The organism is Phycisphaerales bacterium AB-hyl4 (assembly GCA_041821185.1).
Classification (GTDB): Bacteria; Planctomycetota; Phycisphaerae; order Phycisphaerales; family Phycisphaeraceae; genus Natronomicrosphaera; species Natronomicrosphaera hydrolytica.
Genome location: JBGUBD010000007.1, coordinates 33,391 through 54,108 on the forward strand (window position 1 = coordinate 33,391; position 20,718 = coordinate 54,108).

The window sequence follows — 20,718 nt, forward strand, 5'->3', positions numbered from 1 at the left end:
CCCCCCCCGTCGTTGCAGTTCCGCAAAGCCCAGGCATGGCCATGCCTGGGCTTTATGCGTTAACGGCCCCTTGCACCATCAACACGCTTGTAAGACTTGCATGGGCCCGCAGCGCCATCTTCCGGAAAACCTGCGGCCGATGGTCATTTCATAAAAGCTATCACTGCGGCATCTTAAACACAGGCACGTCACCCCGGCGGTACATAGCCACGGCGAACGACGGTGGCGGTATGGCCTTTGCTTCATCGCAGCGCGACAAGGACGAGTATTCGTCGGGCCGTAGCGAGGAGGAAAGTGCAGTGGCGTCCGGTCGGCCAGGTGTGTGCGATAGAAGACTCAACGTTGGCCGAGCACGCGCGACTGACATCGAGGCCGGGGCTCTGGAAGCGGGGCTGGGCTTGCGATGGGCCGTGGTGGACCCCTGATCATCTCCCGTGATGCGTTGGCGGCGCGGCGGTTGGCCGAGCCGAGCAGACGCACCTGACGATGCACGCGACGTCCGCGCGAAGCAATGGTGGAATCGCTGCGCCACATCCTGGGGCGCAGGCGACGGGGGCGGAGCCTCGCCGTGGCTCGCGGACGGCCGCAGTCGAGCACGCTTCCCCTGATCGCGTGAAACGTGTTCAGTCAGGTCCATTCACCGCAGGAATCGATCAAGCGAGGTGGGTAATCCAGCGAAGTTCGGCCGATTGCGATCTTTTTTCCGATTTTTCCGGTTTCGGCCACAACTGCCTCAAGGATGCAGCCGATATCGGACGCGGAGACCTTCGGGGAGAAGTAACTGGCATGGAGCCCCGAAGAATTTGCAGCGACGTACGGATGTGTCCTTCTCGTGTTCTGTTCACCCTCATCGCCGGAGCATTGTTAGCCGCTTTGCCCGGCCACGCGGCGGCCAGCCCAGCGCTGACCGCCACCACGCTGTCCGCTTTCCAGCAGACCGGCGAAGCCGCTTCGCTCGGCATGGTCTCGTTTGATGCCAATGCTCCGGACACCCACACCCAGCAGTCCGGCCAGGCCATCAACTTCAATGTCGACGCCCGCGCGGGCAATCAGCTCGACGTGGTCGTCATCGCATGGTCCGAAGAGCAGTCGGCGGTCGTTAACGCCTTCGCTCATACCCTCACGGGCGAACCGTGGCGGATCGCCTCGACCCAGCTGGACAACCTCCCGCTCGGCCGAAGCAACCTCCAGTTGATGCTGCGCAGCAACGGCCGGGTCGTCGACCGCGCGTTCCATTGGGTCGACGTTCAGCCGGCCCCCCAGCGGCCCGCAAGCATCAGCTTCAACAACGCCCCCGCTACATGGCAGAAGGAAGTCGATGGCGAGGTCGCCCTCAACGTCGAAGGCAACCTGCCCGACGGCGCGGACATGCTCGTGCTCGCCTGGTCTGACGAGCAGAGCAGCATGGTCGACGCCTTCGCCCACACCCTCACCGGGGAGCCCTGGCGGATCACGCAGTCGCAGCTTAACCAGTTGCCCGAAGGCCGAAACAACATCCAACTGCTGCTTCGCCTGCCCGGCCAGGACAACGTTCGCGCCAACCACTGGATCGACGTCGAGGCCGCACCCGCACCAGACCCCGGCAACGGCGGCGGCATCCAGCCCGGTTTGACCGTCAGCTTCAACAATGCGCCCGGCAGCTACACCGTCGGCTCGGGTCAGAACATCAATCTCGCGCTCTCCGGCGATATGCCTGAAGGCGGCGACATCATGGCCCTCGCCTGGTCCGATGAGCAGGGCGGTATGGTCGACGCTTTCGCACACGCCATCGGCAGTGGACCTTGGCAGATCAGCAGCACTCAGCTCGATCAACTGCCCGACGGCCGTGTCAACCTCCAAATGCGACTCCGCGTTCCCAACGCTGAAGTTCAGCAGACCAGCCACTGGATCAACGTCTCCCGCCCCGGCAACGGCGATGACGACAACGGCAATGGGGGTGACCCCGGCGACGACGATGACAACGGGAACGGCGGCGATCCCGGCAACGGTGACGATGACAATGGCGACGGCGACGACAATGGCAATGGCGACGACAACGGGGATGACGACAACGGCAACGGTGATGACAACGGCGACGGCCCCGGCGACCTCGACCCGCCCGACCCCAACTTCATCGACCGCTCCAGCAACGGCTGGACCGACTTCCGCGCACCCAGCGGCGCCCGCGTCATCTACGTTTCCAACTCGCAGGGCAATGACAACAACGACGGCCTGGCCGAAAACCGGCCCGTCCGATCGCTGAACAGGGCCTACAGCCTGCTGCGCAACGGCCAGCCCGACCAGATGCTCCTGCGACGAGGCGACCGCTGGTCGGAAACCTTCCCGCGATGGGAAAAGTCCGGCCAGTCTCGCAACGCCCGCATGGTCATCGGCACCTATGGCGAAGGTAACCGCCCCATCGTCGGACACGGCGGCGGCAGCGGCAACACCTTCGTCCACCGTGGCGTTCGTCGACACATCGCCATCGTCGGCATCGAGTTCGACGGCCGCGGACGAAACAACAACCTCCGACTCATCGGTGAGTTCCACGACCTGCACATCGAAGACTGCTACCTCCACGGTGCGCAGGACAACATCAACGCTCACCAGTTCAACAGTGGTCGGCCGTCGGGCTTCACCATCCGCCGATCCATCATCGCCGAGTCGCGACCCAGCGGCGGAAGCCACTCGCAGGGAATCTACCTCGGCTACATGGACAACATCACGATCGAAGACAACATCTTCGACCGTAACGGACTCGGCGGCGGCGCGCGAGCCACGATCTTCAACCACAACGTTTACACCTACGAGTGCAACGACGTCACCATCCGCAACAACATCTTTTCACATGCATCGAGCTTCGGCCTGAAGCTCAGCTCCAACACCACCGGCGGCTCGCGGCGCGTGCTCGTCGAAGATAACCTCTTCTTCGGCAGCCCCAACGGCATGTCGGCCGGCTACTCCGGCGGCGCAGGCTACGGCTCGCCGCACAACTTCCAGGATCTCACCATCCGCCGAAACCTCTTCACACGCATCGGCGGCGCAATCAACGTTGGCGGCAACCCCACCAACCAGTCGTTCGCCGTGTATGTGTCGAGCATCAATCGCGGCCAGGTCGATCAGAACTGGTTCGTCCACAAACCGTTCGAAGCCGGGCACAGCCCGATCCAGTTCTACGATGACAAGCCCAACCGCGATGTGATGGTGCAGCGGAACGTGATCTTCAACTGGTACTGGAACGAAGCCCGACACCCCGCGATCCGACTCGGCCCGAGCGTGCAGTCGCGGTGGAACGAGGTCAAGCTCCCGGCCAATCGATACGTCGACGCCAGCCGCGAGGTTTCGACCTACCACGGCTGGATCGGACGTCAGGCCACCATGAACGCTTTCGTCACCGAAGCACGCAAGCAAGGCCGTAACTTCTGGCGTCCCGCGTACGAAGCCAAGTCCGTCATCGCCTACATTCGTGAAGGCTATACGCAACTGGCCAACTACGACTGATTCGCCATGCCTGCTCCCCCGATTTCACGGGAGCACGGCGACAATCAATGGTTTCGATCCCCCCGGTTCCCGCGCGGAGCCGGGGGAGGGAACCGGCCGACACCATGCACGGCATCCATGGTGAACACGACGCCCGTCGGCCAGGTTCTCTCCCCCAGCTCCCCGCAGTCAACAATCCGAATTGCAAAATAATCACCCATGGACGCCTCCAACCCGCCTCACCCCGGCGGCGCGATCCCCGCGCCCACGCCCGGCCTCAAGGCCCGGGCACTCATCGGCGGCGGGTGGGTGACCGCCGAGTACGCACTCGGACAAGTGCTCCGCTTCGGCGGAAACCTCGTCCTCGCATACCTGCTCGTGCCCGAAGCGTTTGGACTTATGGCCCTGGTCAACGTCTTCCTCCAGGGCTTGCAGATGTTCTCCGACGTCGGCCTCGCGCCGAGCATCATCCGAAGCAAACGCGGCGAAGACCCCACATTCCTCAACACCGCATGGACCATTCAGATCATTCGAGGCTTCGTGCTCTGGGCGGCCGCGCTCGCTCTGGCCGTGCCCGTGTCGTGGCTGTGGGGCTACGAGCTGCGATACCTCCTGCCCGTGGCCGGCATCACCGCCATCACCATGGGCCTCGGCTCGACGAGCATTTATGTACTCAACCGTCAGCTGAAGATGCAGGCGCTCGCCAAGCTCCGCCTCGCTGCTCAGGCCGTGGGCGTCGTCGTCATGGTCGCATGGGCGCTCGTTCACCCCAGTGTCTGGGCCATGATCGCCGGCGCGATCGCTTCGCAACTCGTCCGCTGCGTCGGCAGTTACGCTTTGCCCACCGCGACGCGACACCGCCTCGCCTTCGACCGCGCCGCCTTCACCGAGCTGTTTCGGTTCGGCCGATGGATCTTCCTCGGCACGCTCATCGCCTTCCTCGCGAAGCAGATCGACAAGCTGCTGCTCGGCGCGCTGTTCGCCCCGGCAGTGCTCGGCGTGTTCTGGATCGCTGTGCAGATCAGCGAAGTCGCGCCGCTGCTCGCCACACGCCTCGGCCAATCCGTCGGCTTCCCCGCGCTCGCCGAGTTGTACCGCCGCGACGCCGACCGCTTTTTCAGCCGACTACGACACGTTCGCGCGATGCTCATCTTCCCCGCCGTCGTCGGCCAACTGCTGCTGCTGGTCGTCGGGCCCGCCGTGGCTGTCTGGCTCTATCCGCCTGCCTACAGCGACGTGGGCTGGATCCTCCGACTCATGATCGTCGCCACGCTCGCCAAGCTCGTCACCCAAACTTACATGCACGCCTTCCTCGCGCTCGGCGACAGCTTTCGACACATGCTCTTCGTCGCGACAAGGCTCGTGCTCACCGTGGCCGCAGCGCTGCTCGGCTACTACTACGCCGACCCGCTCGGTATGCCCGCCGAAGTCGGGTTCATCGTCGGCCTCGCGATCGCTCCCTGGCTGCACTACCCCATCGTCGCCTGCCTTGCCATCGGCAAGCGATGCTGGCAGCCTGCCGTCGACCTGCCCGTACTCACTGTCTGTGCTGCGTTGTCGATCATCATGCTCCTGCATGACTTCGCCCTGATCTGAGTTCCGGCGCGCCACCCCGAAAGCCCACGCCCGCCGGGGCGTGGCGCCCATACCCCAAAACCCATGGCCCCCCTCATCCCCCTCGCCCTCTACGGCTGGCCCCTGGTCGCCATCGCGCTGTTCGCATGGCTACCCCTGCGCACCGCCATCCTCGCCACCTTCCTCGGCGGGTGGATGTTCCTCCCCATGGAAACCTTCTACTTCGAAGGCATTCCCAACTACGACAAGTCCGTCGCCATCATCGTCGGCATCCTCGCCGGCCTCGCCCTCCACGGCGAGATCGGTCGGCTCACCGAGGTCCGCCCACACTGGTTCGACCTGCCCATGGCTGTGTGGATCGTCCTCCCGTTCTTCTCCGCTGTCTCCGTCGGCCTCGGTGTCTACGATGGGCTTTCCGGCATCTTGACAAACTTCCTGGTCTGGGGCATGCCTTACTGGATCGGTCGAGCCTTCTTCAGCGACCCTGCCGACATCCGACTGCTCGCGACCGCCATCGTCGTCGCGGGCCTCGTCTATGTTCCGTTCTGCCTCTACGAAAGCCGCTTCAGCCCGCAGCTTCACAACATCGTCTACGGCTACCACCAGCACGACTTCCGACAAACGCTCCGCTACGGCGGCTACCGACCCATGGTCTTCATGACCCACGGCCTCATGGTCGCCATGTTCATGGCCACCGCCACACTCATGGCCGTCGCCCTCTGGTACAGCGGCGCAAGGCAACGCCTGCTCAACATGCCCATGGCCGGTGTCGTCGTCATCCTCCTCATCACCACCATCCTCTCACGCTCCACCGGCGCGCTCTTGCTCATGGCCCTCGGCGGCGCCGCCATCCTCGCCGCGGACCACTGGCGAAAAGCCTTCCCTCTCACCATGCTCGCCATGGTCGCGCCCGTCTACGTCTTCTCAAGGCTTGGTCAGACCAACCTCGCCGAGCGCATGGTCCAGGCCGCCGAAACCATCTTCGGCCCGCAACGCGCCGCCTCGCTCTACTACCGCATTTACAACGAAGAAGCACTCATGCAACGCGCCTTCGAAGCGCCCATCTTCGGCTGGCGCGGCTGGAACCTCGCAAGACAAATCCACCCCGGCATGGAGCCCCACGAAATGCCCGTCGCAGAGAGCATGTGGATCCTCGCCTTCGGACAAAACGGCCTCGTCGGCCTCGCCGCGTTCATCACACTCATGATCCTCGCCCCCATCGTTCTCTTCCGACGGCTACCCAAACCTTTGCTTAGACATCCCACCGGCGCCGTCGTCGCCTGCATGGGCCTGGGCGCAATCCTCTACTCCATCGACGGGATGTTCAACGCCATGCTCAACCCCATGTTCATGCTCATGCTCGGCACGGTTACCGGCCTGCTCGCCGCCGCCCCCGTCCGCCGCATCGCACCGCCGCCACGCAAAGACCACGCCCCGCCCATCGTCGCCCCCCGCGCCGCCATCCCCCAGCCACCCGGCCCGCGCCCCTTACGCATCCTCTACGCCACCGGCCCCGGCGACCTCATCCCAACTTACCGACACTGGCGGCACGGCAACGACGACCCCTCCCAGATGAACGTCGCCTACACCCACCAGTTTCACGACATGTGCAGCCGACTCAACGCGAGCGCCTGGCTCATCAGCCCCCGCGAACCCAAACGCACCCTCGACGACGGCGACGTCCGCATCGACTACCGGCCCATCCCGTTGTTCAACCGCGCCGGCCCGCTGCACCACCTCGGCCTGTTCTGGTACAGCCTCCGACTCGTCGCCTCTGCCCGCCGATACCGCGCCGACCTCGTCGTCTCCACACGCTACGCCCATTGGTTCGTGCTCAGCATCCTCCCCGCGCTCGGCATCGCCGTCGTCCCCTCGCTGCACGGCAAGCTATGGGCGACTCATCGCACGCCGGGCATCATTCAACGCACCGTGCTCGCCCTGAGCAAGCGCTTCTTCGCCCACCACTGCCAGGCCATCATGGTCGCCTCCGATGACATCGCTCAGCAGGTCCGCCTGCTCACCACCGGCCCCGCGCGACCCATCCGCCGTTTCAGCCCGCTATACCGTCGCGCCGCCTTCGCCAACCTCGCCCCGCCCGACTTCGCCAGTCGACCGTTTCGCGTGCTCTACGCCGGACGCATCGAAACCACCAAAGGCGTCGACGACCTGCTCACCCTCGCCCGCCAGTGGCGCGCCGCCGGCCGCGACGACATCCGCATCGACCTCTGCGGCGACGGCTCACACCTCGCCGCGCTCCAGCAACAGGCGACCGCCCTCAACCTCGACGACCGCTTCAAATGCCACGGCCACTGCAACCGCAACGAAATGCAACACATGCTCGCCGCCGCCCACATTGTCGTCGTGCCCACCCGCGCCAGTCTCCACGAAGGCTTCAACCAGGTCGTCGTCGAAGCTGTCATGGCCGGCCGACCCGTCGTCAGTTCGCGCGTCTGCCCCGCCACCGCCGAGGTTCCCGAAGCCGTCTGGCTCGTCGAGCCCGACGCCGTCGACCAGTATCGCCACGCCATTGAAACCCTCGCCGACGACGAAGCGACTTTTAACCGCTACCGCGCCGGCACGCGCGCCGCCGCCGACCGTTACTTCGACGGCCGATACAGCTGGGGCGTCGTCCTCGAAACAATCGTTCGCGAAACCTTCGCCCAAAAAACCACCACAACTTTCATCCCCCCCAGCCCCACCCCGACCCCATTAAAGCCCACGGATGTAACGCAGTGAATCCGTGGGATACCCAAATTCGAAACCACAAACCAAAAACCACAAACCAACCCACCCCCCATGCCCACGCCCCCCTACATCCTCATCCTCGGCCACGGTCGATCGGGCACCAACTGGCTGCTCAGCCTGCTCGATCACAGCCCACGCACCCACTGCCGCAACGAGCCCAACGAGCTCGGCGGCGAACCCTGGCAGCGCCTCCCATCACCCTGGGTCTGTCAGCCGCTCGACCACGACGCCGTCGCGCCGCATTGGGATGCCGCCGTCGCCTGGTCCGCCGCCCGCGTCGGCCAGCGCGATCACCGCCTGCCCGATACCAAAGCCCACGTCCATCAATGGGCACGCCCGCTCGGCCTCGACCGCATGATGAAAGGCCCGAAGCTCCGCCGCGCCGTCAGCGTTGCACAACCCACGCTCGCCGAACCGGAATGGCAGCCGCCGCGCTGGTGGGCCCGCCCCGACGCGCTCACCGCTGCCGTGCCCGTACTCAAGCTCAACCAAGTGCCCGCATGGGCGTGCTGGTCGCTTGCGCATCGCCCTGACGCGATGCACGTGCACATCGTCCGCCACCCCGGCGGCTTCCTCAATTCCTACCGCAACCGTTGGCTCGCCCACCACGACCGCGACACGGTCACTCGCCTCAACCGCGACCGCCTTCACCAGATCGCCGCCGTCGACGACACATGGGCCACCCGCTTCGATGACATCCACACCCTCACCGCCGAGGCCGCCGAGCTCTGGTTCTGGCGCTACGCCGCCGAGATGATCCACCGCCTCGGCGAATCGCGCCCCAACTACCATCTGCTCATCTACGAACACCTCGCCGCCGACCCCGTCACCCAGACCCGCCGCCTTTACGACGCCTGTCGCCTCGACTTCACCCCCGCCATCGAGCGTGCCGTTCAGCCCACCGCCTCTCCCGCCATCGCCCGCGCCTGGCGCAACAAACTCACCGCCGAAGATCAACACCTCATCGACACCATCCTCACCGACTCCCCCCTCAACACCTTCTGGCCCCCGCAATAAAGCCCACGGATATAGCGCAGTGAATCCGTGGGACGCCCCCAACTCGAAACCCAAAACTCGAAACTCGAAACTTAAAACGCCCCCCCCATGCTCCCCACCCCGCCCCAGCCCGACCTGCTCATCGTCATCGTCAACTACCGCACACCCGCGATGACGATCGACTGCCTGCACGCACTCCTCCCCGAGTTGCAGTCGATGCCCGAAAACGCGCGCGTCGTCGTCGTTGACAACGGCTCTGCCGACGGCTCTGCCGACGCGATTCACCGCGCCATCATCGACCATCATTGGCAACCCACATGCGAGCTGCTCCCGCTCGACCACAACCTCGGCTTCGCCGGCGGTAACAATCGCGGCATCGCTTGTTACCCCGACGCCCGCTACGTCCTCCTGCTCAACAGCGACACCCTCATGCATCCCGGCACGCTTCGCCACTGTCTCGATCTGATGCACGCCCGCACCGACATCGGCGCGCTCGCCTGCCGTCTTCTCTCGGCCGACGGCTCGCCGCAGACCATGGCCCGCCGCTTCCCCACGCCGCTTCGCCACACGCTCGTCGCCCTCGGCCTCCCCTGGTGGCTGCCGCGCTGGTTCGCCCACTTCGACCCCGAGTACATCAGCACCGACCATCACCACCACCCGCGCGAGGTCGACTGGCTCGGCGGCGCGTTTCTCCTGCTCCGCGGCGAAGCCCTCCAAGCCGTCGGCCAACTCGACGAAGACTTTTTCTTCTACGGCGAAGACATCGAACTCTGCCACCGACTCCACCGCCATCACTACACCCGCTACTACGACCCGCGCGTCACCATCACGCACTTCGGCGGCGCATCAGCCGACGAAAACCACCACCACGCCCCACGTCAGAACCCCGCCTACTGGCACGCCCGCTACCTCGTCCAGCGCAAATGCTTCGGCCGACTCGCCGCCGCCTGGCTCCGCATCCTCGACCTGCTCTCACTCTCACTCCGACTCATCGTCATGCGCGCCCGCGGACTCGCCCGATCCCAGCGCTACCAACGCGACGCCGCCGCCTGGCGTCTCCTCCGCAAACCGCTGTCCACCTGACGCATCACTTGCCCCAATCCCACGTCGCCACGCCCGGGCCGCTTCCCAACCAGAAACGAGAAACCAGAAACCAGCAACCCTCATGCCTCCCAACACCACGACCACTGCCGCGCCCCTCCGCATCGCCCTCGTCCTCCCCGGTCTGCACCGCGTTCGCCGCGGCGCGGAAACCGCCTTCGAAGCCGTCGGCCGCGAGCTCGCCAACCTACCCGATTTCAACGTCACACTCATCGGTTCCGGCCCGCCACGACCCGACGAACCCTACCGCTATCGTCGCGTTCCCTGCATCACCCGTGAACGCTTCCACCACTACCCAAACCTGCCCATGCTCCGAAGCGAGTACTGCTACGAAGAACTCTCCTTCACCCCAGGCCTCTTCCACGCCTATCGGCCGCGCGACTACGACCTCACCATGACCTGCAGCTACCCCTACACCAATTGGCTGCTCCGCCGACCTGCTCGCCGACGACCCGCCCACATCTACGTCACGCAAAACGGCGACTGGCCCGCGCAAGAGTTCCGCCGCGAGTACCGCTTCTTTCACTGCGACGGCCTCGTCTGCACCAACCCCGACTACTACTACCGCAACCGCGACCTTTGGCCCGCCACGCTCATCCCCAATGGTGTTGACCCACGCACCTTCGCGCCTGGCAAAGCCGACCGCGCTGCCTTCGGCCTGCCCGTCGACCAGCCGGTCGCCCTCATGGTCAGCGCCATGATCCGCACCAAGCGTGTGCTCGAAGGCGTGCAAGCCGTCAGTCGCGTGCCCAACCTCCATCTCGCCATCGCAGGCGACGGCCCCGAGCGTGGCGAGATCGAGCGCTTCGCCTGCCTCAATCACATGTGCAACCGCCTTCACCTTTTCGACCTCCCGCGCGAGCGCATGCCCGACCTCTACCGTTGTGCCGACGTCTTCCTCCACATGAGTCAGACCGAGCCCTCCGCCAACGCCTACATCGAAGCGCTCGCCACCGGCCTGCCCATCGTCACCCACGACCGCGACGTCACCCGCTGGACCCTCGAGTCCCAAGCCCACTACGTCGACACCAACGACCTCGCCGAAGTCGCCCGCGCCTTGCAACACGCCACCGAGAAGCACGCCCCCCGCGCCGCCGCCGCCCGCCGCGCCCTTGCCGAGCGACGCTTCACCTGGCCCGCCATCGCCCGCGCCTACGCCGACTTCTTCCACGAAGTCCACCAAAACCACACCCACCCAACCTGAAACGCAAACTCGAAACTCGAAACCAGGAACTCGAAACTCGAAACTCGCCCATGCCCCCCAACCCCATCCAATCCGTCGGCGCCGTCGCCATCGGCCGCAACGAGGCCCCACGCCTCCAACGCTGCCTCGCCTCAATCGTCGGCCGCGTCGCCCGCGTCGTCTACGTCGACTCCGGCTCAACCGACAACAGTGTCGTCCTCGCTCGACGCCTCGGCGCTCACGTCGTCGAACTCGACACCAGCCAGCCCTTCACCGCCGCCCGCGCCCGCAACGTCGGCATCGAAGCACTTACCCACCTCGAACCCGGTCTCCGATACGTCCAGGTTGTCGACGGCGACTGCGAACTCGTTCCCGGTTGGCTCGAACTCGCCACCCGCCGCCTCGACACCAAGCCACGTGTCGCCGTCGTCTGCGGCCGACGACGCGAACGATACCCCGATGCCACCGTCTTCAACCGACTCATGGATATGGAATGGAACACCCCCGTCGGCGAAGCCCACGCCTGCGGCGGCGACGCCATGCTCCGACTCGACGCCTTTCATCAAGCAAACGGCTACAACCCCACACTCATCTGCGGCGAAGAGCCCGAACTCTGCACCCGCCTCCGACAACTCGGACACCGCATCGAACGACTCGACCACGACATGACCCGGCACGACGCCAACATCACCCGCTTCCGACAATGGTGGCAACGCACCACTCGCTCCGGCTGGGCCTTCGCGCAAGCCGCACACCTGCACAGCCGAACCAACCCGCAAGCCCTTCGCCGCAGCCGTAGCATCTACCTCTATGGTCTTGTCATTCCCATTATCATCACAATACTGATCCACCCTACGCGCGGCCTTAGCCTGCTCGCGCTGCTCGTCTACCCGCTGCTGATCGCCCGCGTCTATCGCCACCGTCGACGCGACCGCCACGACCCGCCCGCGCACGCCATGCTCTACGCCGCCTTCTGCACGCTCGGCAAAATCCCCGAAGCCTTGGGCCAACTCCGCTACACCCAACACAAGCGCCGCGGCGGCCAGGCCACGCTCATCGAATACAAGCACCCCGCCCTCAACAGAACCGGAGCCATCCCATGAAAGCCGCACTCATCGGCGCCGGCACGATCTGCGAGCAGCACCTGCTCGGCCTGAACCGCCTGCACGACGTCCAGCCCGTCGCTGTCTGCGATCTCTCACCCGTCATGGCCCGCGACACTGCCGAACGCTTCAACGTCCAACACGCCTTCACCAATCACCGCGACATGCTCAACCGCACCATGCCCGATGTCGTCCACGTCCTTACCCCGCCTGCCAGCCACGCGGCCATTGTCCGCGATGCGATCGACGCCGGCGCGCACGTCATCGTCGAAAAGCCCGTCGCCCCGACGTACGACGTCTTCCGCGAGCTTTACGACCACGCCCGCCGACACGATCGCTGCCTTGTCGAAGATCACAACTATCGCTTCAACGAGCCGGTCCGCCGACTGGTCGCCCTCATCGACGAAGGACAGCTAGGCCATGTCCGCGAAGTCGAGCTTCGCCTCACCCTCGCTATCCGCAGCCCTGACCATCGCTACGCCGACCGCAACCTGCCACACGCCTCGCATCAGTTGCCCGCCGGCATCCTGCACGAATTCCTCACCCACCTCTGCTACCTGCTCGTGCACCTGCTGCGCGTCGAGCCCGACGCTGTCCGCTTCGATCACGTGAAAGCCATCTGGTCCAACCGCGGCCGCGACGCACCGTTCCGCTACGACGACCTCGACGCCATCGTCAGCCTCGGCCAAGCCCACGGCCGAATCCGCTTCACCTGCCACACCGCCCCCGACGCATTCGCCCTCACCGTCCACGGCACACAAGGCTTCGCCGAGGCCGACCTGTTCAACCCCTACGTCCGACTCGTCCGCCCGCGAGCAGGGGGCAGACACCTCTCCCCCGTCGTCAACGCCGTAGCAGGGGGGTGGTCCCTTCTCCACGCCGGCCCCCGCCACCTCGCCGGCAAAGTGCTCGGCCGCTGGTCCGCCTACGAAGGCCTTCACCGTTTCATCGAACAGACCTACCACGCTCTCGCGCTCGGCAACGCGCCTCCCGTCACCTTCGCCGACATGGACGCCGCCAGCCGACTGCTCGACGCGCTGCTCCAGCAACAACCCCAACCCTGACACCAACCAATAAACCACCCCCAACCCAATACAGCCCACGGATATAGCGCAGCGAATCCGTGGGTCATCCCCCCAAAAACTCATGCACCTACTCATCACCGGCGCAACCGGCTTCCTCGGCCAACACGTTGTCCAAACCGCGCTCGCCCGCGGCCACCACGTCCGCGCGCTCATCCGACCCGCCGCTTCCTTCCACCACCCATCCAACACGAACCTCACCCTCGCCCGCCACGATCTCCGCAACCCGCAAGGCCTCGTCGACCATCTCGAAAACATCGACGCCGTGCTCCACCTCGCCGCCGCCAAAGTCGGCAGCTACTACACGCAAATGGCCTCCACCGTCGTCGCCACCGAAAACCTGCTCGCCGCCATGCACGCTGCCGACGTCGATCGACTCGTGCTCATCAGCAGCTTCACCGTCTACGACTACCTCGCCATCCCCAGCCGCAGCGGCAGGGGGGTGCTCGATGAAAACAGCCCACTCGAAAGCGAACCCGCCCGCCGCGACGACTACTGCCGCACCAAGCTCTGGCAGGAACGCCTCGTCCGCGAAGCCGTCGACACCCACAACCTTCGCGCCACCATCCTCCGCCCCGGCGTCGTCTACGCCGAGCCCGAACACCTGTGGACCGACCGCCTCGGCGTCCGCGTCGGCCGTACCTGGTTCGCCATCGGCTCCCGCGCACGCCTCCCGCTCACCCACGCCGACCACTGCGCCCACGCCATCGTCCGCGCCGCCGAGCGTGACGCCGCCGTCGGTCAGACCATCAACCTCGTCGACGACAACCCGCCCACCCAGCGCCGCTACCGCCGCGCCCTTCGCCCCCGCATGCAGCCGCGCATCATCCCCATCAACTGGACGCTCATGCGCGCTTTCGCCTGGTCGCTCGACATGCTCGACCGCCGCCTGTTCCAAGGCGAACTCCGCCTGCCCGCCATCGTCCGCCGCCGCGCGCTCCACGCCCGCTGTCGACCGTTGCAATACCCCAACCGCCGCGCCCGCGATCTGCTCGACTGGCACGCCCCCGCCCGCTGGCAAACCGCCACCGCCCCAACCCTCACCCAACAACCCCCCGAAGCCCACGATGTCCCACCGTGGGCCTCCCCCCTCACCCCCAAAACCGAAACCACCAACGACTAACCCCAACATCACCATGCCACTCGCATACCTCACAGGCGAATACCCCCGTGCCACCGACACCTTCGTCCAGCGCGAAATCGCCCACCTGCGCGCCCTTGGCCGAACCGTCCACACCTTCGCCGCACGTCGGCCCGACCCCCACGAAATCGTCGGCCCCGAGCAGCAGGCCGAGCGCGACAACACCACCTACCTCGTCCCGCCACAACCGATCCACCTCATCACCTCCCACTTCACCATGCTCGCCCGCGCCCCGCGCCGCTACCTCGCCACCCTCCGCCTCGCCTGGCGCACCGCACCGCCCGGCCTGCGCGACACCGTCTATCAACTGCTCTACTTCGCCGAAGCCGCCACCCTCGCCCGTCATCTCCAGCAACGAAAGATTCAGCATCTCCACAATCACTTCGCCAACTCAAGTTGCACCGTGGCCATGCTCGCCGCCGCCCTCGCCGACATTCCCTTCAGCTTCACCATGCACGGCCCGGCGATCTTCTTCGAACCGCGCCGCTGGCGCATCGACGAAAAAATCCGGCGCGCTCGCTTCGTCGCCTGCATCAGCCACTTCTGCCGAAGCCAGGCCATGATCTTCGCCCCCCCCGACACCTGGCCCCGACTGCACATCGTGCACTGCGGCGTCGACCCGCAACAGTTCACACCTGTTCGCCACACCGCCCCCGGCCGCCGTCTGCTCTTCGTCGGCCGACTCGCCGCCGTCAAAGGCATCCCCGTGCTCTTCCACGCCATGCAAGCCATCGTCCGCCGCTGCCCCGACGCACAACTCACCCTCGCAGGCGACGGCCGCGAACGCCCCCAACTCGAACAACACGCCCGCGACCTCGGCCTCACCGCCCACGTGCGCTTCGTCGGCTACCAGTCGCAAGCCAACGTCCGCGACCTCTTGCATCACACCGACGTCTTCGTCCTCCCCAGCTTCGCCGAGGGCGTCCCAGTCGTGCTCATGGAAGCCATGGCCACCGCAGTCCCCGTCGTCGCCACACGCATCGCCGGCGTCGCCGAGCTTGTCGTCGACAACACCGTCGGCTACCTCGTCAACCCCGGCTGCCCCGACACCCTCGCCGACCGCGTCGTCGATCTGCTCACCGATCCCGACAAACGTCAACGCATGGGCGACGCCGGCCGTGCAATCGTCCAGCGCGATTTCAACATCGGCACCGAAGCCACCCGCCTCCACCATCTGTTCAACAACGCCACAGCCGACGTCACCACAACTAAATCGAAGCCCACGGTGTCCCACCGTGGGCCCGCCCCCGCACCACAATGACCCCATCGACTCATCACTACTGCCTCATCACCCCATGCCGCGACGAGTCGGCCTACGCCCGCCGTACGCTCGAAAGCGTCACCCGGCAATCCATCCCCCCAGCCCTCTGGGTCATCGTCGACGACGGTTCCACCGACGCCACCCCCGACATCCTCGCCGACTATGCCAGCCGCTTCGACTACATCCGCATCCTCCGACGCGACGGCTCCACTCAGCGCCGCGTCGGCCCCGGCGTCGTCGACGCCTTCTACGCAGGCCTCGACACCATCAACCTCGACCGCTTCCCCTTCCTCTGCAAGCTCGACCTCGACCTCGACCTCCCGCCACGCTACTTCGAAATCCTCATCGATCGCATGTACGCCAACCCGCGCCTCGGCACGTGCAGCGGCAAGCCCTACTTCCCCGCGCCCACCAACCGCGACAAGTCCTTCGCAGGTCCGCTCATCAGCGAAGCCTGCGGCGACGAAATGTCCGTCGGCATGACCAAGTTCTACCGCACAACCTGCTTCAAGCAGATCAACGGCTTCGTCCGCAGCGTCATGTGGGACGGCATCGACTGTCACCGCTGCCGCATGCTCGGCTGGATCGCTCGCTCGTGGGACGAACCCGACCTCCGCTTCATCCACCTCCGCCCCATGGGCGCCAGCCACCGCGGCATCCTCACCGGTCGAGCACGCCACGGCCAAGGCCAATACTTCATGGGCACCGACCCGCTCTACATGCTCGCCTCCGCCACCTATCGCATGACCCGCCGTCCCTACATCCTCGGCGGCGCAGCCATGCTCGTCGGCTACACCCACGCCATGCTCACCCGCCACCCGCGATACGACGACCCAACCTTCCGTCGCTTCCTCCGCAACTACCAACGCCAATGCCTCATCAAAGGCAAACAAACCGCCACCCAAACCCTCACCCCGCCACCCCAATAAAGCCCACGGATGTAGCGCAGCGAATCCGTGGGTCCGCCCAACCAAAAACCCCAAACCAAAAACAGAAACCCCAAACCCCAACCCCCGCTTCCCCAAGGAGGCCCACCATGATCCGACCCCACACCGACCTGCACCGTTTCGACGATCGCAGCGATCATCGCTTCCACACCGCCGTGCACGACGGTACGTCGACTCCCCCCGACCCCGCCCACCACGGCCAACCCGTCGTCGTTTCCATCGTCATCCCGCTGCTCGACGAAGCGCCCAACGTCGAGCCGCTCTACCTCGAACTCAAAGCCATGATGGACGCTCAATCCATCGGCTATGAAGTCATCTTCGTCGACGACGGCAGCCGTGACGCCACCGCCACCCGCCTCCGCGATATCGCCGGCGGCGACCCGCGCATCACCATCCTCGAACTCACCAAACGCTTCGGGCAAAGCTCCGCCATGGCCGCCGGCTTCGCACGCGCTCGCGGCAGCGTCATCGTCCCCATGGACGGCGACTGCCAGAACGACCCCGCTGACATCCCGCGCCTCGTCGCCAAGCTCGACGAACGCCCCGGCTGGGACATCGTCTCCGGATGGCGAAAAACACGGCAAGACAAACTCCTCAGCCGTCGCCTGCCCTCCATCATCGCGAACCGGCTCATCCGAAAACTCACCTGGACGCCAGAGGTTCACGACTTCGGCTGCTCACTCAAAGCCTATCGACGCGACGTCCTGGAAGACGTTCGACTCTACGGCGAAATGCACCGCTTCCTCCCCGCCATCTGCCGGTGGCGCGGCGCACGCATCGCAGAGCTCGTCGTCAACCACCGCCCACGAACCGCGGGCACAAGCAAGTACGGCCTCAAACGCACTGTCAAAGTCCTGCTCGACCTGCTCACCATCAAATTCCTCGGCGACTACCTCACCAAACCCATCTACTTCTTCGGCAAGGTCGCCGTCGTCTGCATGCTCATCACCATCCTCGCCACCTCACTCGCCGTCATGCAGAAGTTCGGCCACCTCACCGAACACGGCGAACCCGTCATGCTCAACAGCAACGTCTTCCTCCTCTTCGCCATGGTCATGACACTCATGGCCGTCCTCTTCGTCATGATGGGCGTCCTCTCCGAACTGCTTGTCCGCATCTACCACGAATCGCACGGCCTCACCCCCTTCAAAGTCCGCCGCATCACCCATGGCGCCCCCCCAACCACCACACCCCCATCCGATCCATAACCCCCCTCCGAAACTGGCCCCATAAAGCCCACGGATATAGCGCAGCGAATCCGTGGGTTCCCAACCCAGCCCTCACACTCACGACCTCATGCCTTCCCCCATCGCCCACGTCGGCCTCGCCTTCTTCGCGCGCCCCTTCCTCGCGCGACACCCCGCCGCCCACGCGCTCTCGCGCCCGCGACGATGGGCCTTCTACGCGCTCATCAGCTTCGCCCTCATCGCTCCCGACCTCGACTTCGCCCTCGCCTTCATCTTCACCCACCCGCTGCACGACCACGGCACGTACATGCACAGCCTCTTCGCCGCCATCCTCTTCGCACCGCTGTTCGCCTTCATCGCATACCCGCTGCTTCAACGCTCCATCCCCCGCCTCACCCTCGCCCTCGTCGGCTTCGCGGCTTACAGCTCACACCTGCTCCTCGACCTGTTCACCCCCGGCCGAGGCATCATGCTCGCCTGGCCCGTCACCACCGAACGTTTCGCCAGCCCCGTCCCTCTTTTCTTCGGCGCCCACCACTCTCAACTCTGGGCCTTCCACCTTCACCTGATCACGTTGCTCACCGAGTTGATCTTCGTCGCCCTGGTCGGCCTCACCGCCCACTACCTCTCCCCACGCCCTCATCAGCCTCCCAAACAACGACCCACATCGCAGCGCAATAGCGAATTCCCCTCCCTGCCCTCAACCAGAAACCAGAAACCAAAAACCAGAAACCCATAGCCCCCATGCCCCAGGCCCACCAACAACCTCATCCCACATCAACATCAACCACCAGCGCCCCACTTGCGCTCATCGACGCCCACGTTCACCTGCACCCGCGTTTCGACCTGCCCGTCATGTTCGACCATGCCGCCGTCAACATCGCCCGCGCCGCCGCCCGCCTGCACCTGCCGCCACAACCGCTTGGCATCCTCATGCTCACCGAATCGCTCAACGTCGACCGCTTCGCCGAGCTGTCGCGACGCCTCGGCCAACGCCTCGGCCGATGGCATGTCCACCCCCGCGACGAAAACGAATCGCTCCAACTCGTCCGCGACACCGGCCAGCAACTCACCCTCATCGCCGGCCGACAGATCGTCACCCGCGAACGACTCGAAGTCCTTGCGCTGGGCACACGCCGACGCTTCGACGACCACCAGCCCATCGAAGACATCATCCACCAACTCAAACGCACCACCGCTCTCACCGTCATCCCCTGGGGCTTCGGCAAGTGGACCGGCAAACGCGGCCAAACCCTTCGCCAACTTCTCCAGTCGCCGCTCGCCGATGGTCTGTTCCTCGGCGACAACGCCGGCCGACCGCAGCACACCCCCACGCCAAGCCTCTTCCACCTTGCCCGCCAGCACGCCGTCCGCCTCCTCCCCGGCACCGATCCGCTGCCCCTGCCGCGCCAGCAGCACCGCGCCGGCCGCTTCGGCTTCATCCTTCCCATTCCGCCCGACAACACACGTCCTTTCCACACACTCCACCACCTCCTTCACCATCACCTCGCCCAACCACGCATCTTCGGCCGACGCGACGGCTACCTCGCCTTCATCGCCGCCCAACTCGCCCTCCGCCTCCCCAACTTCAAACCCGCAACCTGAAAACCCGCCACCCGAGACCTCGCCATGAAAGCCCTCGTCATCGCACCCCAACCCTTTTTCACGCCACGTGGGACACCGTTCAGCGTCTACTACCGCACCATGGTCATGGCCGAGCAGGGCGTCCACATCGACCTGCTCACCTACGGCCAAGGCCAGGACGTCAACCTCCCCAACCTCCGCATTTACCGCATCCCACGCTTCAACTTCCTCGGCCAACCGCCCATCGGCCCCTCCATGCTCAAAGCCTTCTACGACTTATTCATGATCCTGCGCACCATCACATTGATGATTACTCGACGGTACGACTTCGTCCACGCACACGAAGAAGCCGTCTTCTGGTGCCGATACCTCAAGCCCCTCTTACGCTTCAAGCTCGTCTACGACATGCACTCCAGCCTCCCCCAGCAGCTGACCAACTTCAGCTTCACCCGCTCGCGCCTGCTCATCGCCATCTTCAAACACCTCGAAGACACTGCCCTCCGCCACAGCGACGCCGTCATTACCATCTGCCCCGACCTCGCCACCTATGCCCTCGCTCAGGGCGTTCCCCCCGATGCCCATTTCCTCATCGAAAACTCCATCTTCGACCCCATCCAAACCACTACAAAGCCCACGGATGTAGCGCAGCGAATCCGTGGGACCGACGCGCAAAATGCAACCCCCCCCGCCCCGCGCATCGTCTACGCCGGCACATTCGAAACCTATCAAGGCCTCGACATTCTCCTCGACGCTTTCGCCCGCGTCCGCAACGACCGCCCCGACGCCCAGCTGCTCATCGTCGGCGGCACGCCCCAGCAAGTCGCAGCCTACCGTCAGCACGCCGACACGCTCGGCCTAAACGGCGCCTGCCAATTCACCGGCCAGGTCCCCAAGCACACGGCCCGCGAACTCCTCGATACTGCCGACATCATGGTCTCCCCCCGACGCGAGGGCACGAACACGCCGCTGAAAATCTACGAACAACTCGCCAGCGGCAAGCCCCTCGTCGCCACCAACATCTGGTCCCACACCCAAGTGCTCAACGACGACGTCTGCTTCCTCGTCGATCCCGACGCCACCGCCATGGCGCAAGGCCTGCTCACCGCCCTCAACGACCCCGTCCAATCCCAGCAGCGAGCCCGCGCCGCCCGCCACCTCTACGAAACCGCCTACGCCCGCAGCGCCTACGACCGAAAAATCCAAAACCTCCTCACCCACCTCACCAACAAACAAAGCGATTGAGCCAATAAAGCCCACAGATATAGCGCAGCGAATCCGTGGGTCCCACCCAACACTCAACCACAAACCACAAACCACAAACCAGAAACCACAAACCAGAAACCCCAAGGCCCCC

16 protein-coding genes are annotated in these 20,718 nt (G+C 65.2%); all 16 read left to right on the forward strand.

Annotated features, from left to right (window positions below; genetic code table 11):
• The first annotated feature begins 230 nt into the window (after positions 1-230).
• The 16 genes from ACERK3_12430 to ACERK3_12505 all read left to right on the forward strand — a co-directional run bounded on the left by ACERK3_12430 (position 231) and on the right by ACERK3_12505 (position 20,606).
• Complete coding sequence (locus ACERK3_12430; GenBank protein MFA9479090.1) at positions 231-425, forward strand: hypothetical protein; 195 nt, start codon at positions 231-233, stop codon at positions 423-425.
• Between the two features lie 394 nt (positions 426-819).
• The gene (locus ACERK3_12435; protein MFA9479091.1) at positions 820-3,480 is read left to right on the forward strand and encodes a right-handed parallel beta-helix repeat-containing protein; all 2,661 of its coding nucleotides are present in this window, start codon (positions 820-822) and stop codon (positions 3,478-3,480) included.
• A gap of 198 nt (positions 3,481-3,678) precedes the next feature.
• Positions 3,679-5,055, forward strand: coding sequence for an oligosaccharide flippase family protein (locus ACERK3_12440; GenBank protein ID MFA9479092.1), 1,377 nt, complete (start codon positions 3,679-3,681; stop codon positions 5,053-5,055).
• Positions 5,056-5,118: 63 nt separating this feature from the next.
• On the forward strand, positions 5,119-7,770 hold the full coding sequence (locus ACERK3_12445; protein MFA9479093.1) for a glycosyltransferase: 2,652 nt from the start codon (positions 5,119-5,121) through the stop codon (positions 7,768-7,770).
• 60 nt (positions 7,771-7,830) lie between these two features.
• The gene (locus tag ACERK3_12450) at positions 7,831-8,796 is read left to right on the forward strand and encodes a sulfotransferase (GenBank protein ID MFA9479094.1); all 966 of its coding nucleotides are present in this window, start codon (positions 7,831-7,833) and stop codon (positions 8,794-8,796) included.
• Positions 8,797-8,883: 87 nt separating this feature from the next.
• A complete protein-coding gene (locus ACERK3_12455) occupies positions 8,884-9,858 on the forward strand; it encodes a glycosyltransferase family 2 protein (protein ID MFA9479095.1) in 975 nt (324 codons plus the stop codon).
• 82 nt (positions 9,859-9,940) lie between these two features.
• Positions 9,941-11,080, forward strand: a complete 1,140-nt coding sequence (locus tag ACERK3_12460; protein ID MFA9479096.1) for a glycosyltransferase family 4 protein — start codon at positions 9,941-9,943, stop codon at positions 11,078-11,080.
• Positions 11,081-11,130: 50 nt separating this feature from the next.
• Positions 11,131-12,162 (forward strand): glycosyltransferase family 2 protein, encoded by a 1,032-nt coding sequence (locus ACERK3_12465; protein MFA9479097.1) that lies wholly within the window; start codon positions 11,131-11,133, stop codon positions 12,160-12,162.
• Entirely contained in the window at positions 12,159-13,226 is a 1,068-nt protein-coding gene (locus ACERK3_12470; protein ID MFA9479098.1) for a Gfo/Idh/MocA family protein, read from the forward strand. The genes ACERK3_12465 and ACERK3_12470 overlap by 4 nt, the downstream gene beginning before the upstream one ends.
• 82 nt (positions 13,227-13,308) lie before the next feature.
• Positions 13,309-14,367: an NAD-dependent epimerase/dehydratase family protein gene (locus ACERK3_12475; GenBank protein MFA9479099.1), complete on the forward strand. Its 1,059-nt coding sequence runs from the start codon at positions 13,309-13,311 to the stop codon at positions 14,365-14,367.
• Between the two features lie 13 nt (positions 14,368-14,380).
• The gene (locus tag ACERK3_12480; protein MFA9479100.1) at positions 14,381-15,646 is read left to right on the forward strand and encodes a glycosyltransferase family 4 protein; all 1,266 of its coding nucleotides are present in this window, start codon (positions 14,381-14,383) and stop codon (positions 15,644-15,646) included.
• A complete protein-coding gene (locus tag ACERK3_12485; protein MFA9479101.1) occupies positions 15,643-16,575 on the forward strand; it encodes a glycosyltransferase family 2 protein in 933 nt (310 codons plus the stop codon). The genes ACERK3_12480 and ACERK3_12485 overlap by 4 nt, the downstream gene beginning before the upstream one ends.
• A 107-nt stretch (positions 16,576-16,682) precedes the next feature.
• Positions 16,683-17,801 (forward strand): glycosyltransferase family 2 protein, encoded by a 1,119-nt coding sequence (locus ACERK3_12490; GenBank protein MFA9479102.1) that lies wholly within the window; start codon positions 16,683-16,685, stop codon positions 17,799-17,801.
• Between the two features lie 88 nt (positions 17,802-17,889).
• A complete protein-coding gene (locus ACERK3_12495; protein MFA9479103.1) occupies positions 17,890-18,519 on the forward strand; it encodes a metal-dependent hydrolase in 630 nt (209 codons plus the stop codon).
• 5 nt (positions 18,520-18,524) lie between these two features.
• The gene (locus tag ACERK3_12500; GenBank protein ID MFA9479104.1) at positions 18,525-19,385 is read left to right on the forward strand and encodes a hypothetical protein; all 861 of its coding nucleotides are present in this window, start codon (positions 18,525-18,527) and stop codon (positions 19,383-19,385) included.
• Between the two features lie 24 nt (positions 19,386-19,409).
• Positions 19,410-20,606 carry a glycosyltransferase family 4 protein gene (locus ACERK3_12505; GenBank protein MFA9479105.1) on the forward strand — a complete coding sequence of 399 codons (1,197 nt, stop codon included), beginning with the start codon at positions 19,410-19,412 and terminating at the stop codon, positions 20,604-20,606.
• Positions 20,607-20,718: the final 112 nt, after the last annotated feature.

Excerpts from the sequence above, each read along its gene's own strand:
- ACERK3_12430 (MFA9479090.1), top strand. The coding sequence starts at position 231 with ATGGCCTTTGCTTCATCGCAGCGCGACAAGGACGAGTATTCGTCGGGC.
- ACERK3_12435 (MFA9479091.1), top strand. The coding sequence starts at position 820 with ATGTGTCCTTCTCGTGTTCTGTTCACCCTCATCGCCGGAGCATTGTTA.
- ACERK3_12440 (MFA9479092.1), top strand. The coding sequence starts at position 3,679 with ATGGACGCCTCCAACCCGCCTCACCCCGGCGGCGCGATCCCCGCGCCC.
- ACERK3_12445 (MFA9479093.1), top strand. The coding sequence starts at position 5,119 with ATGGCCCCCCTCATCCCCCTCGCCCTCTACGGCTGGCCCCTGGTCGCC.
- ACERK3_12450 (MFA9479094.1), top strand. The coding sequence starts at position 7,831 with ATGCCCACGCCCCCCTACATCCTCATCCTCGGCCACGGTCGATCGGGC.
- ACERK3_12455 (MFA9479095.1), top strand. The coding sequence starts at position 8,884 with ATGCTCCCCACCCCGCCCCAGCCCGACCTGCTCATCGTCATCGTCAAC.
- ACERK3_12460 (MFA9479096.1), top strand. The coding sequence starts at position 9,941 with ATGCCTCCCAACACCACGACCACTGCCGCGCCCCTCCGCATCGCCCTC.
- ACERK3_12465 (MFA9479097.1), top strand. The coding sequence starts at position 11,131 with ATGCCCCCCAACCCCATCCAATCCGTCGGCGCCGTCGCCATCGGCCGC.
- ACERK3_12470 (MFA9479098.1), top strand. The coding sequence starts at position 12,159 with ATGAAAGCCGCACTCATCGGCGCCGGCACGATCTGCGAGCAGCACCTG.
- ACERK3_12475 (MFA9479099.1), top strand. The coding sequence starts at position 13,309 with ATGCACCTACTCATCACCGGCGCAACCGGCTTCCTCGGCCAACACGTT.
- ACERK3_12480 (MFA9479100.1), top strand. The coding sequence starts at position 14,381 with ATGCCACTCGCATACCTCACAGGCGAATACCCCCGTGCCACCGACACC.
- ACERK3_12485 (MFA9479101.1), top strand. The coding sequence starts at position 15,643 with ATGACCCCATCGACTCATCACTACTGCCTCATCACCCCATGCCGCGAC.
- ACERK3_12490 (MFA9479102.1), top strand. The coding sequence starts at position 16,683 with ATGATCCGACCCCACACCGACCTGCACCGTTTCGACGATCGCAGCGAT.
- ACERK3_12495 (MFA9479103.1), top strand. The coding sequence starts at position 17,890 with ATGCCTTCCCCCATCGCCCACGTCGGCCTCGCCTTCTTCGCGCGCCCC.
- ACERK3_12500 (MFA9479104.1), top strand. The coding sequence starts at position 18,525 with ATGCCCCAGGCCCACCAACAACCTCATCCCACATCAACATCAACCACC.
- ACERK3_12505 (MFA9479105.1), top strand. The coding sequence starts at position 19,410 with ATGAAAGCCCTCGTCATCGCACCCCAACCCTTTTTCACGCCACGTGGG.